The organism is Mesorhizobium loti CJ3sym, assembly GCF_000472785.1.
GTDB classification, from domain to species: Bacteria; Pseudomonadota; Alphaproteobacteria; order Rhizobiales; family Rhizobiaceae; genus Mesorhizobium; species Mesorhizobium loti_E.
Genome location: NZ_AXAL01000056.1, coordinates 1 through 11,630, shown reverse-complemented (window position 1 = coordinate 11,630; position 11,630 = coordinate 1). Strand labels below are relative to the sequence as shown.

At 58.8% G+C, this 11,630-nt stretch carries 17 protein-coding genes; 7 read left to right on the top strand and 10 right to left on the bottom strand.

Features of this window, described 5'->3' with window-relative positions:
- Together A3A9_RS0136070 and A3A9_RS0136060 are read right to left on the bottom strand one after the other, a co-directional pair.
- On the bottom strand, window positions 1-177 hold a 177-nt coding region (locus A3A9_RS0136070), incomplete at its 3' end, for a transposase (RefSeq protein WP_027058728.1).
- A 263-nt stretch (window positions 178-440) separates the two neighbouring features.
- Window positions 441-839 (bottom strand): tyrosine-type recombinase/integrase, encoded by a 399-nt coding sequence (locus A3A9_RS0136060; RefSeq protein ID WP_033839155.1) that lies wholly within the window; start codon window positions 837-839, stop codon window positions 441-443.
- A gap of 265 nt (window positions 840-1,104) precedes the next feature.
- Between A3A9_RS0136060 and A3A9_RS0136055 the strand changes: the two genes are divergently transcribed.
- Complete coding sequence (locus tag A3A9_RS0136055; RefSeq protein ID WP_027062787.1) at window positions 1,105-1,557, top strand: cupin domain-containing protein; 453 nt, start codon at window positions 1,105-1,107, stop codon at window positions 1,555-1,557.
- Between the two features lie 29 nt (window positions 1,558-1,586).
- Here the strand turns inward: A3A9_RS0136055 and A3A9_RS43595 are convergent, their stop codons facing one another.
- The 3 genes from A3A9_RS43595 to A3A9_RS0136045 all read right to left on the bottom strand — a co-directional run bounded on the left by A3A9_RS43595 (window position 1,587) and on the right by A3A9_RS0136045 (window position 2,459).
- Complete coding sequence (locus tag A3A9_RS43595; protein ID WP_245279222.1) at window positions 1,587-1,871, bottom strand: hypothetical protein; 285 nt, start codon at window positions 1,869-1,871, stop codon at window positions 1,587-1,589.
- A 142-nt stretch (window positions 1,872-2,013) separates the two neighbouring features.
- Window positions 2,014-2,241: a DUF768 domain-containing protein gene (locus tag A3A9_RS0136050; RefSeq protein ID WP_027062786.1), complete on the bottom strand. Its 228-nt coding sequence runs from the start codon at window positions 2,239-2,241 to the stop codon at window positions 2,014-2,016.
- On the bottom strand, window positions 2,238-2,459 hold the full coding sequence (locus A3A9_RS0136045; protein WP_027062785.1) for a DUF768 domain-containing protein: 222 nt from the start codon (window positions 2,457-2,459) through the stop codon (window positions 2,238-2,240). Before A3A9_RS0136045 ends, A3A9_RS0136050 begins: the two co-directional genes overlap by 4 nt.
- A 147-nt stretch (window positions 2,460-2,606) precedes the next feature.
- On the opposite strand from A3A9_RS0136045, the gene A3A9_RS45010 reads away from it, so the two are divergent.
- The gene (locus tag A3A9_RS45010; protein WP_082222400.1) at window positions 2,607-2,783 is read left to right on the top strand and encodes a Flp family type IVb pilin; all 177 of its coding nucleotides are present in this window, start codon (window positions 2,607-2,609) and stop codon (window positions 2,781-2,783) included.
- A gap of 882 nt (window positions 2,784-3,665) precedes the next feature.
- On the opposite strand, the gene A3A9_RS45005 is transcribed toward A3A9_RS45010, so the two are convergent.
- From A3A9_RS45005 to A3A9_RS0136025, 3 genes are all read right to left on the bottom strand, one after another.
- Window positions 3,666-3,821 carry a hypothetical protein gene (locus tag A3A9_RS45005; protein ID WP_161634582.1) on the bottom strand — a complete coding sequence of 52 codons (156 nt, stop codon included), beginning with the start codon at window positions 3,819-3,821 and terminating at the stop codon, window positions 3,666-3,668.
- A gap of 234 nt (window positions 3,822-4,055) precedes the next feature.
- Window positions 4,056-4,874, bottom strand: a complete 819-nt coding sequence (locus A3A9_RS0136030) for a class I SAM-dependent methyltransferase (protein ID WP_027062783.1) — start codon at window positions 4,872-4,874, stop codon at window positions 4,056-4,058.
- A gap of 220 nt (window positions 4,875-5,094) precedes the next feature.
- Window positions 5,095-6,621: a winged helix-turn-helix domain-containing protein gene (locus tag A3A9_RS0136025; protein WP_082222399.1), complete on the bottom strand. Its 1,527-nt coding sequence runs from the start codon at window positions 6,619-6,621 to the stop codon at window positions 5,095-5,097.
- 116 nt (window positions 6,622-6,737) lie between these two features.
- Between A3A9_RS0136025 and A3A9_RS0136020 the strand changes: the two genes are divergently transcribed.
- Complete coding sequence (locus A3A9_RS0136020; RefSeq protein ID WP_152536290.1) at window positions 6,738-7,451, top strand: class I SAM-dependent methyltransferase; 714 nt, start codon at window positions 6,738-6,740, stop codon at window positions 7,449-7,451.
- 515 nt (window positions 7,452-7,966) lie between these two features.
- Here the strand turns inward: A3A9_RS0136020 and A3A9_RS0136015 are convergent.
- Complete coding sequence (locus A3A9_RS0136015; RefSeq protein ID WP_027062780.1) at window positions 7,967-8,263, bottom strand: GlsB/YeaQ/YmgE family stress response membrane protein; 297 nt, start codon at window positions 8,261-8,263, stop codon at window positions 7,967-7,969.
- A 148-nt stretch (window positions 8,264-8,411) separates the two neighbouring features.
- On the opposite strand from A3A9_RS0136015, the gene A3A9_RS46370 reads away from it, so the two are divergent.
- The 4 genes from A3A9_RS46370 to A3A9_RS0135995 all read left to right on the top strand — a co-directional run bounded on the left by A3A9_RS46370 (window position 8,412) and on the right by A3A9_RS0135995 (window position 11,109).
- Window positions 8,412-8,534: a hypothetical protein gene (locus A3A9_RS46370; protein WP_275451239.1), complete on the top strand. Its 123-nt coding sequence runs from the start codon at window positions 8,412-8,414 to the stop codon at window positions 8,532-8,534.
- A 1,420-nt stretch (window positions 8,535-9,954) separates the two neighbouring features.
- On the top strand, window positions 9,955-10,227 hold the full coding sequence (locus A3A9_RS43585) for a PilZ domain-containing protein (protein WP_082222398.1): 273 nt from the start codon (window positions 9,955-9,957) through the stop codon (window positions 10,225-10,227).
- Window positions 10,228-10,279: 52 nt separating this feature from the next.
- Complete coding sequence (locus A3A9_RS41605; protein WP_245279221.1) at window positions 10,280-10,441, top strand: hypothetical protein; 162 nt, start codon at window positions 10,280-10,282, stop codon at window positions 10,439-10,441.
- A gap of 155 nt (window positions 10,442-10,596) precedes the next feature.
- A complete protein-coding gene (locus A3A9_RS0135995; protein ID WP_152536289.1) occupies window positions 10,597-11,109 on the top strand; it encodes a hypothetical protein in 513 nt (170 codons plus the stop codon).
- 12 nt (window positions 11,110-11,121) lie between these two features.
- Here the strand turns inward: A3A9_RS0135995 and A3A9_RS0135990 are convergent, their stop codons facing one another.
- Window positions 11,122-11,433 (bottom strand): hypothetical protein, encoded by a 312-nt coding sequence (locus A3A9_RS0135990; protein WP_027062777.1) that lies wholly within the window; start codon window positions 11,431-11,433, stop codon window positions 11,122-11,124.
- Between the last annotated feature and the right edge of the window lie 197 nt (window positions 11,434-11,630).

The following is an 11,630-nucleotide window of genomic DNA, read 5'->3' as shown; positions in this document are numbered from 1 at the left end:
CGTCTTGTGGGGACCATACTCGCTGGGCGCGTCGCGCCACCGAAGGCCGTTCCTGATCACGAAGATGATGCCACTGACGATCCGCCGATCATCGACCCTGGGCACTCCGTGAGACAGCGGGAAATGCCGCTCAATCCGGCGCATCTGCGCCTCCGACAGCCAGATCAAATCACTCATTGCAGCGCCTCCTCGCACCGCCAATGAATCAGCCGTTTGCTGTCTCCGCAAGAACTTTAATAGGTCCTGACCCTAGCACGAGACGTCGATATCGGTCGCGCTATCCGTTCGCATCAACAGCAATGTCTCAGCCCGTCGACGGCGGGCGGGTCTTCGAACGGGACGACACCTTCATCAGGCGTGATGGTGAACGGATCGGCGACAGTTGATCCCGCATTTCAAGTCCTGATCATGCACCCGGATGTCGGCAATGGTTAGCGCCGTCAACTCCCGCCAGTCGATGCACACCGGCGAGCCGCCGGCGGAAGCAGCGGCTTCAATCCCAAGTCGCGTAGTGAGTTCGCCGAGCCAAAGCTGCTCGGGGCCTGGCTCTTGGTCAGCGACATAGCGGCTTGCAAATGTTCGCTGATCACCATTGCGAATGTTACACCAAGGCGTGCAGCGTATTGCATTCCACCTCCCGGCCAGTCTGGCGCTTGAATATTCGGCGCCAGTCGCCTGATCGTGTCAGCTACATAAGACGGCGCCAAGTGCGCATAGTGCTTCTCCGCCATCCTAATGTCGCTATGCACGAGCGCTTCCGCCACGACGATCAGCGGCGCACCGTTCCGCACCATAGCGCTGGCGTAGGTGTGCCGGATCTCGTGTAGCAGGACGTGCAACAGCTTTGCCTGAACCAGCCGTTTTGATGCCAGCAAGGAACACCATTTGGCTCGCTCGTGCCCTCGCTGGGATTAGGGGAGCGTTCACGTTCCCACGGTTGGTTCCACGCTAACTCCCACGTCGCGCTGTCGTCGGGTGTGCTTTTAGCAGCGTGTCAAGGAGAGCTTCAATCCAGAGTTATCCGCGGCACCAAGCCAATGCATAGATTTGGGTCAACAATTTGCCTGGCCAAGTTTGACCGGCAATTCACAATGGAGATTTCGCATGTTCAAATTCACTTCGGCCGTACTGCTCCTGCTGGTCAGCACGGCACCGTTGCTCGCCGACGATATGCCGGTCAATGCCGACGCGATCAAATGGGATCCGGTTCCGTCGTTTCTGCCTGCAGGCGCCAAAATGGCGGTGATCGCCGGAGACCCGTCGAAAGACGGCATCTATGTTCTTAGGCTGCAGATGCCAGCCAACTACAAGATACCCGCTCACAACCATCCGACTGCGGAATACGTCACGGTGCTTTCCGGAGACTTTAACATTGGCATGGGCGATAAGCTTGACGAGGCAAAGGGCATGCACCTGACGGCGGGCGGATTTGGCGTTGCACCGGCTCAGATGAACCACTTTGCCTGGACCACCAGCGCGACGATTGTTCAAGTCCACGGCGAAGGTCCGTTTGCGATCACATATGTCAATCCAGCGGACGACCCGAGCAAGAAATGATCTGCCGTTGCCCACAATAGGCAGCAGGGTCAAAGGTGCGCTGTCCCAAGACCGGACAGCGCATTTAGGTAGCTAGCAGAACCGACGAACGAATTCCTGCGCCGGCAGGTCGACGGCTGATTTCTCCTGCTTAATGCGTTCGATGGGCCAGTCCCACAGCGGATTTTCCGCATGGCCGCGATTGTCTCCGCCGAGAAGCGATATCGTACGAGCCGTTCTGGGTTGCCGGCCACGATTGTATAGGGTTCGACATCCTTGGTGACGATACTGCACGCCGCAACAACGGCGCCATCACCGATAGTGACACCAGACAGGATGGTTGCCCGCGCGCCTACCCAAACGTCGTTGCGGCAATGCCGATTCGGCCAGACAGGCCGGCGCGGAGGTCAAGAGGAGGGTATGGTTTACCAAGGCTCGCGACATACCATATTGCGCGCCAGATAGGTCGGTCGGCAGCTAGGCGTCACCTGGGACCGCGGCCTGATGACGCCGCATCGCCTCGAAAATTACTTCGAAAACGCTTTCGACCTCGCCGTTTATTTCATTGGCGCGGATGCCCGCTTTCTCGGCCGCTGTCATCAACTGGTCTGCCAAGTCGCTGGCGGCGATCGGATCACCCTGGGAAACAATGGGCAGTTGCTCGGCCAACCATTTGTCGAGAAACTTTCGACCGCGCTCGCTCACTCGGGCACCCCCGCATCATAGTGTACGATTGCATCGAGGATTGTCCGATAGAGGCTGTCCACCTCCTCATCGATCTCGACGCGCTTGATGCCGACCGCTTTTGCATCCGCAATCAGCATATGAGTAAGTTCGTCGATGGAGATAACATCAGCCTTAGCGGTCTCCGGGACGTTGTTCCCGATCCACTGGGCGAGAAAGTTGATACCGCGTGTGCTCATCGAGCCTTAAGCTCAGTCGCTGGCTTAGGTTCCGGCGTTGGGGCGAACGGGTCGGCCGCCTTAATGGATTGACAACCTAAAAAGTTAACGCAGCTGCAACACGCGGTCATCTATTAGGATCTTCTTAGAGACTAAGGCGAGGCGTATATGAAGAAAATATTCAAGAGGTTCGTTCAAGACGAATCAGGCGCGACTGCGATCGAATATGGCCTGATTGCGGCTCTAATCGCGCTAGCGATAATAACCGGCGCCGGCGCGCTGGGGAATTCGATCAATGCCAAGTTCACGAAGATCGGCACGACGCTCAACAGCAGCGGATCCTGATGGGGCAACTGCGTCATCGCCGGGCGCCCTGTGGCGCCGCACGACAATCGAAACGAGTAGTTCGCTAGACCCACAAGTGCAAAATATGGATCGCTCGTTGGGTCATCTAAAGGCGTGCTGCCCTGACGATGGTCCATTGACTCGCCGATGACCTCGAACACACTGGGCACCTCCTCGCTGATTTCGCTGGTGGCGATGCCCGCCCTGTCGACCACACTCATCGCCTTGCCGGCAAGGTCGCTGGTTGCGACCAGATTATCGGTCATGGTTCGAGCCGATTTTTCAGTTAACTATTTGTCGAGAAAGTTGATGCCGCGCGTGGTCAGCCGAGAGGCTCGGCTTCTTAGAGGCAACCGCAGCCGTTGGTAGGGATGCATGCAGCGCAAGCCGCTGTTCTTTCAGCCGAGCGGTCTTCGCTTCTCGCGCCTGTTGCTCGTCTTTGATTGTAATCTGAGCCTCGCGCGTCGAGCGCTCAATACGATGCTTGTCCACCGGTGTTCGGGTCACTGGTCGCCTCCCCTTGGGTGGCTTACAAGGCTACTCAGGAGGAGTTCGTTCCGTGCCAGAAAGTTGGGCACGGAGGCGACAGTTTTAGCAGTGACTAAATTAGTCCGTAGCCTCAAGGCGGACGCGGCTCGAATAAATATCCACCCCTGTGTTCTGGGATGCCTGCTTCCAAGCTTTGACCCGTCTAATCCCAACGACCGACACGAGGCGCATTGCTGTCGGGCGGTTTTGAACCCGAAAGGAGACCGTTGGCTCGTGAACCCTGATCTTCGCGGAACGCGCTCCTCGTAAGATCCAATCGGCAGGCGACTGCTCAAATGAGAATGGCGACCGCTTCCGCAGGTTTGCGGGCAGGTCCATGCCAGAAAGGCCGCACTACTTCTGTCGCTTTTCAATCTTTAGGTTTGGAAGATCGGGTCGCTTGGATTCCAAGCCGGCCTCCTTCAAGGCCGTGTATCCCACCTTTTTGAGGAGCTTCTCCATTTTGGCGCGCTCCTTGTTGAGAACGCTCTCACCTTTGACCTTGGGCATTCGTCCTCCATTTGTTATTCGTTATCCAATGAGGTTGCCCCGAAATTGGGCGCAGAGTCGACAGGCACCTTCGGGCCGGAACCGGACTTGCGGCTTCGAGGCGTGGAAATTCATAAGCTGACATTCAGGTTCCGCCATGGATCTACACGGTTTGACCCGACACCGACGTTCCCTACTGCTGGAAGACCGTCTGGAAAGGGTTCGGAGAGAGCGGTCATCGCGAGACGCGTGGGTTCACTCCGGCTTGATGGTCCAGGCACCTATCTCCGATCGCCCCATCAACGTGCCGCCGGCACCGACCTCCGAAAGGATACGGTCAGCAAGTGTAAGTAGGTTGACCTGCGAAGCAGCCACGATTCCTAGCCTCTCCATGGTCGGCAGTTGTGTCTCCACGAGATCGGTCACAAGGTGCGCAACGTCAACTGCCCGTGGTCCTGACGAAATGACCGCCTCCATCCTCAGGATCGGCGACGGTAAACCAGCATCTTCAAATAAGGAGGCAAGTCGCGCACCAAGGCGCACCTGCGCCCCCGCCCCCTCGATCGTGCGACTGAGCCATCCGCAAACTTGGTCGTATGTTGGCGACGGGGGCGACGAACGAGCACCATCCCAATCGAGTTCGTGGAATACAACGACCCCACCAGGCCGCAAATGACGGATGATCTGTCGGAGCGACTGTGCTGGATCCGGTATGAATTGGAGGACGTAGCGCCCAACAATTGCGTCGAATGGTTCGTCAAAGTTCAGTTCAGCCGGATCGCCGTGTCTGAAGGATATTCTGCCTGACTCCGCATTCTTGGCGCGTAGTTCCGCCCGTTCGACAGCTGCACTGGCAATGTCAGTACCCACGACCTCCCCAGTCGGCCCAACGAGTTCGCCGCAGAGAAACGCGACGTCGCCCGCCCCGCTGCCGATATCGAGGATGCGCATACCCTTTGCGATCCCGGCAGCTTCTAGAAAGCGACGCGTGATCGGATCGATCAACCGTGCTTGGGTACTGAGGCGGCGTAGTTCCGCCTCCGCATGCCCCAGCACATAGTCGCTATAGTTCATGGAGCCCCCAAAGTGGTCTAATTTTAACACGGAACGCGACGTTCGCCACCTAAAACACCAGTGTCTTGGCTTGGCGCGAGCGCGACCTTCAACATGGTCAGCATCGGAGTCTGATTTCGAGCGAGGCAAAGTCAGCCTCTGCGGCCGACACGCGGCTAGACAGCAATGGGCTGGAAATGATCCAACCAATCTCCATTAAGCGGGCGAAATAAGAAAGCGGCTAGACGAGCCCGGCGGCCATAAGACCGCTGGAATAGCGGGCACGATCCTCCGATCTGACGATCGGGTGGAAGGCTTCGATCCAGGCGAGGCTGAGCGTGGGATGAAGCCGTTGTGCCTCAGCAAGAGCGTGGGAGGCAAGCGGGACGTCGTTGGCGAGGCCGGCCGTGGCGGCAAGCGTGCGCCACGCAGTGCCAAAATGAGGACGCAGTTCGACGGCGCGCCGAAGATTGACAATCGCGGTGTCGAGGCGACCGGCGATCATGTGGCACATGCCCGTCGTTGCGTAGTTGGCTGAGAGGCTGAAGTCGCGAGGGCTCAGTCGGGCAGCCAGAACAAGATGGTGAAGACCGTCGTCAGGCATGCCGCCATAGCCATAGGCGGAGCCGAGAATCATATGGGCTACGGCCATACTCGGGTTGAGTTCGATCGCCTCATTGAGCGCGGCGACTGCAGGATCGAACTCGCGGCCGACCATATGAACGTAGCCAGCGGCAAAGTGCGTCCACGGATCCTCGGGGTCGCGGCTGAGGGCTCGCAGGGCGGCCTCACGTGCCGCTTGGAGCACTTCTTTTCGCTCGTCTAGGCCCAACTGCACGCGGGCAGCTTGCGTCCAGGCCAGTAGACTGTTGGCCCTAGCATAGTCGGGATCGAGACCTATGGCGCGGCGAAGCAACGCCTCGGCCGATGCGATTTCCATGGCCGTACCCCAGGTCCAAGCATAGGGCATCGCTTGCATAACAAGGCCCCAGGCATCGAGATTACCCGGTGGGCGGGCGCACGCGTGCTCGTGCTCCGCAGCATAGAGCCGAGGCTCGATCGCCGCAACAACGGAACCGGTGATGCGGTCTTGCAGATCGAAGAAGGATCCAAGGTCGCTGTCGTACCGATCGGCCCAAACCTGAAAGCCGGTTGTAGTGTCACTTAATTCGCAGGCGACGCGCACACCGTCCGCCGAGCGCCGGATACTGCCGCCGAGGATGTAGCGCACATTCAGCTCACGGCCGATCCGCCGGGCGTCAGAGGGTTGGCCCCTGTATGAAAACGACGAGTTGCGCGAGGCAACCATAAGCCAACGTAGGCGCGCAAGCCGCATTGTCAGCTCTTCGGCAAGACCGTCGGCGAAGTGCTCCTGTTCTGGATCGATCGAGAGCGTCTCGAATGGCAGAACGGCGATCGAAGGACCCGGCTCCTGCCAGACATTGGGTTGGGCAAACGTTCCCTGGATCGCTGCGAAGCGGTAGCCGATGCGCGGGATCGTGGTGATCCATTCGCCCCCGTCTGGCGTTTCGCCCAATAACTTGCGGAGCTGCGAAACTTGAACGGAAAGGTTACTTTCCTCCACTGTCATGCCGGGCCAAGCGGCATCCATAAGATCGGTTTTGCCGAGAACCACTCCCGGTCGGCTGGCGAATTCGGTAAGAAGAAGCGTCGCCCGGTAGCCCAGTGGTACGGGTACGCCTGCACGCAATAGCGAGCCATTGCGCGTATCAAGCGCAAAGGGGCCAAACACCAGGGGCTCGTCCATGCTGTACCAACCGGCTCTTCGGATATTTTCGGAGCTTTTTGGATCACCTTCAAGACTTGCTGGAACACCGCGGTCACACTCGACGCGGTTGCAACGGAAAGCAAGGGAGGGAGGCCGTGAACGTTATCCCATCTCCAAGGGATCGAGCAGCGTCGTTGTTTCAAGAGCAGTGGACCATCTATCGCAAGATGGTCGATAACAACTACCTGTTCCACCACGAGGCATACGGCTGCCTTCGCGACCTCATTTTGCGGAATGCGCCGCGCGGATTCTCATTTCTCGATGTTGCCTGCGGCGACGCGAGGGGGACAATCGGCGTCCTCGACGGAACGCCCATTGGGCGCTTTATCGGGATTGACCTGTCAGCGCCCGCCTTGGCGGTTGCTCGAAAGACAACCGCGACGTTGGATTGCCCTGTCGACCTGATTGAGTCTGATTTCAGAACCGCGCTCAAAAGCATTAAAGGACAGATCGATATCGCCTGGATAGGGCTGTCGCTTCATCATTTTGCGAACGATCAAAAACTGCCCATCCTTGCACAATTGCGGCACCTGGTTGGTCGGGAGGGGCTCGTCGTCTTTTACGAGAATGCTAGCCCCGACGGCGAGGACCGAGACCAGTGGCTACAAAGATGGGACCTCCAGCAATCGCTTTGGACTGCCCTTACACCAGTGGAGTGGCATGCGGTGCGAGACCACGTCCGTTCCAGCGACTATCCAGAAACACGGTCTGCCTGGATCGCCCTCGGGCACCTTGCGGGGTTCTCGCAGATAGAGGAAATGATGGTATCGCCAACCGACCTATTTCGGATGTTTGCGCTGAGGGCGTAGCCCTCGTAGCCTCTTTCGCTTTCCCGCTGCCGGTGTCCATTTTAGTGTGGGCCAAGCTACTCATGACCCGCACAGCGGCTCACCTCGCCGAGACTAATAGCCCGCTGTTGACGCAGCCCCGATCTCGGGCCGGTCAATCACGGTGTCTGCTTTCGGGCGGAGGCAGAGTTCGCCTTTAGGACCGACATGAGGCGCAAGGCTATCATTCGCTGAGGCTGGATTTATGGTCCGCCTGTTAATCGACGTGCAGAATTGACCCATAAGTGGAGTGCGCCCCTCGGAGCGGACAGGATCAAACCGCGCGCGTATTGGTGACGTGGAAGGCCGCGCCCGATCGGTCAGCACCTCGGACGCCGTTCCCGCTCGGCGGCATCCTCAAGAACAAGCGACCGTTGCGGGGTGGTGATCAAATCGCATTCTGGTCGTAAGCGCTCTCGGTGATTTCGGAAGTATGGCCCGCTAGCTGCAGCTAGCGGGCTTTCGTTCTTCAAGGTAATTCGGGGCGCTTTGCATTGTTATCGCCAGCGACTACCCCATCGACCTCCAAAACGCCCCCCACCGGAAACCAACCGGATGATGAGGAGGAGGACAATAGCGCCGATGGTGGCGTTTATGATCGAACTGATCGTTCCGCTCCCAAGATGGATGCCCAAGCGGGGCAGCAGCCAGTCACCGATGAAAGCGCCGATGATCCCGATGGCGATGTCCCCGATTAGGCCATAGCCCGCTCCGCGTACGATCTTCCCGGCCAGCCATCCGGCGACAAGGCCGACTAGCACGATGACGATGATGCTTTCGTTCGACAAATGCATGGCGGATATCCTCCCGTGGCTCCGACTGTGCACCTAGCGCTCACAATAGAGCCGTCTATTCCATAGCCGATCGTCCATCCCTACGAAAGCCAACACCACAGGGACAGGCCCAATATCCTTGGCTCGCCTGGGGAACACGCGTAAATTAATGGACGATGCCCGCAATCCGAACAGCGAGCGCATCGAGGCCGCCATTGTAGATCGTCGTCAGCACGTATTCCGCAGCTTCGGCTCTTTGGGCAGTGCATCCAAGAAGCTCGCCGCCGCCTAACCTGGCCGGCCTATTGGTGACGCAGTCCCAAACGCCCCAAGTGCCGTTGGCTTCGATATGGCAGTAGAATCTGTGCTGTTGATTTTCCATATGCCTACAACCCCCAGCTTGGGCTTAGGGTCCATGGTATCAGTCGAGGTGGTTAACACGCTGACGCGCCCCTATTGGGTTTCGTCCCCAATGGTAATTTCCGACCACCACTGCGTCCTGACGGCCACCCTGGTGCTGACGAAAAACCAGCTCAGTGGTTGTGTATTCGTGGCCGTCTAAGACACGCTAACAATAAGATTTCCGGATGAGCGGAACCTGATATTCGGCGATGGGTTGGGGTGAGCAGCAACCCCTCCGCTGCGGTCCGGGGAATTCGCCTCGGGTGGCCCGCATCATCCCTCCAGGTGGTGCGGGCTTTTCGACGGAACCTTTTTACATTGCGCAAGTTCTTCAAACGCTCGGTTGTCCCTCAACCGAGCGGACAAACAAAGGCCCGCCACGGCTTCCTCCGTGGCGGGCTGCTTAGTGTCGGCTTGATCTGGACCTCACCGAGGCAATCCTCCACGCCTGAGGGAACAACCGCGGAAGAAAAAGACGTATACAAAACCTGTGTTCACAAAGCGGGAAAAGCTATCGGCTGTTACCGCTGGATGTCTGCCGTCTCGGCCTTGCAAGTGATGACAGAAGTCGCATCGCAACTGGCGCCCAAGAGAACCTACGAGAAACCACAGGTTCAAAAGCGTGGAAAACTTTCGGCGATAGCCGCCCTATGCCCTATGTCGAACTGCAAAATACTCTGACCTTAAGGTCGTGATCTGAAAGCCCGCTGGCTCAGGCCGGCGGGCTTTTGCATTTGGGGTGGAACATCCTGGCCGCTGAGCGGTTTTAGTAAGCCTCCCCCTCAACAGGCACATCGAAGTTGGAAACAGCATTCAAGGCCTCGCTGCCTCCGAGCGGCGGGGTGTATATCCGGCTCCGCTGTGCTGGCTATTCATCGCGTCCGCTTTAGCTGAACCCTAAAGACCTGCTTTTGCAGTGTGGGCAGCGAACCTTTGGCGCGAGATCAGACGCCATTGCGGATGCATCGGGACCGTGCGTATCGCGCCACTGAATTAGGTCGAGTTGCACTGTGTTGCCGCAGCGAGCACAGTGCGCCGTGATCTGCATGCCTGCATTCAGCAGGCGTTGAAAGGTCCATCTCATTCAAACTCGTACTAATTGGTCGTTCATGTTTGTACGGGTCGGCTCCTGGCCCGGTTTCAATCAGTGAGCTGACAGACTGTCGCAGCTTGAGCGAGGATATAAGGGGACTGGCATAAGCAGCCGGGGAGAAGGCTGAAGCCCGCAATCATCGGGCGACTAAAGCACTTGCGCGGCGAGGATGATCTGCGGCACGCTTCATTGCAGGATTTCCGAGAGGAGTGAAACGATGACCGCCGATGATCCACCCATTGAACGGCGTTCCCATGTGCGCCCGACCGTTCTCAAGGAAGGCACGATCAACGGCGAGAATGTAAGCATAGGGTGCACCATTCGAAATCAGCATGCTCATGGGGCGGAACTGCGTGTAGACCCTGAGGCTGTCATTCCCCACACCTTCGTGCTTCACGTGCCGGCAGACGGAGCCTCCTATCGAGCAGCGGTCCGCTGGAGAAGAAAGGAACGTCTAGGCGTGCAACTCTATGCGAGCGGAGTGCGATGACGGTCGTGGCTATACGGCGCCCAGGCGCGCGAAGGATGGCAAGGAGCGTGCCGTGCCGGGGTATTGGGAAGAGTGGCACGACGCCTGGCTGCGGGGCTTCGACGGCGTCCTGGTGGATGGTGCGGGCACGACCAAGTCTGTTAGCGAGATGATGGAAGCCGAGGTTGACGAAGCGGCGGTCGACCGCAGTGACGATAATCCTAACGGCGGATGATGCTTACTTGCGAGTGATCCAGTCGACAAGCTCCGGCTCTGGATCTTGATCCCCTGTAAACGTGGCGCCTGCCCATGCACGAGACACCGAAGCAAATCGTCATCAACATTCCGGTGAGGCGAAAAGGATCGATGTCCAGGCGGCTTCCAGCGGCGTTGCTGCTGGTCATGGCTTCTGTGACGCCAGCCTCCGCCGCCGATATCAGAGAGCCAACGCATGGCGTGACCCTGACCTATCAGGACGGGCTATGGTCGGCCGCGATTGAAGATCAGAACATTCACCTGACTTGCAAGTCCGACATCTGTGGCGGCGCGAGCGGCGAATGCGAGACAATGCTGGCCATGACGAGGCCGGGCCTCACCTCGCGCGAGTTCTTCAACGTGTACCAGCAGGAATTCACCAGCGGTCTGGTCGACGAGTTGGACAAGCTCGGCGTCGATCCAGTCGTGATCGATCCGCCGACCACGTTCTGGGAAGGGGGCGCCGTCGTCTCGCTGTCCTCGATCCGCTACGACGAATCCGGCACGCCGACGCGCACCTGGGCCGCGGCGCAGGAGGCACCATTCGGTGTCCTCACGCTGACCTGTTACGCCGACGAGGCGAAATACGATACAGCGCACACGGCCTGGTTGGCGTTGATCAATAACATCACAATTCCGAAGCGATAATAGGCATTGGAGCTACTCGGCCAGAGAGCGCGGCATGCCAGCCAGACGGCTGAGTGCGGTGTCTGCCTCGGCCCTCATACGTCGGACGATCTCGCCGGCAGGTAGAACCTCGTCGATGTTGCCCGCACTTTGTCCCGCCGTCAGGCATGCCTGCTCTATCTCGCCGTCGAAATCGGGCGTCGGCAGGATGGCGCTGTAACGCGGCAGCGGGATTGTCTGGCCGTTGAGGACCGTCGAGCCGATGACCTGGCCTTCGGCATCCTTGGTGGCCTGGGCTTCCTGCCCAAGCGCCGCACGTGCGCCCTCATTGACAATGACCCGCATGGCCTGATCGGGCCACTCCGGGCCGTAGATGGACAGGATCGAGGCATGGATCCAGCGCCTGCCGCATCGGTTTTCCGTTGCACGAGGACCGGGCGGTGAAGTGCTGGCTTTCTACCTGTTCACGCGCCAGGACGATCCGCACGACGGGCTCGGCGCACTCGACCCTCTGTTTGCCACGTGGCAGCTTCATCTCGCTG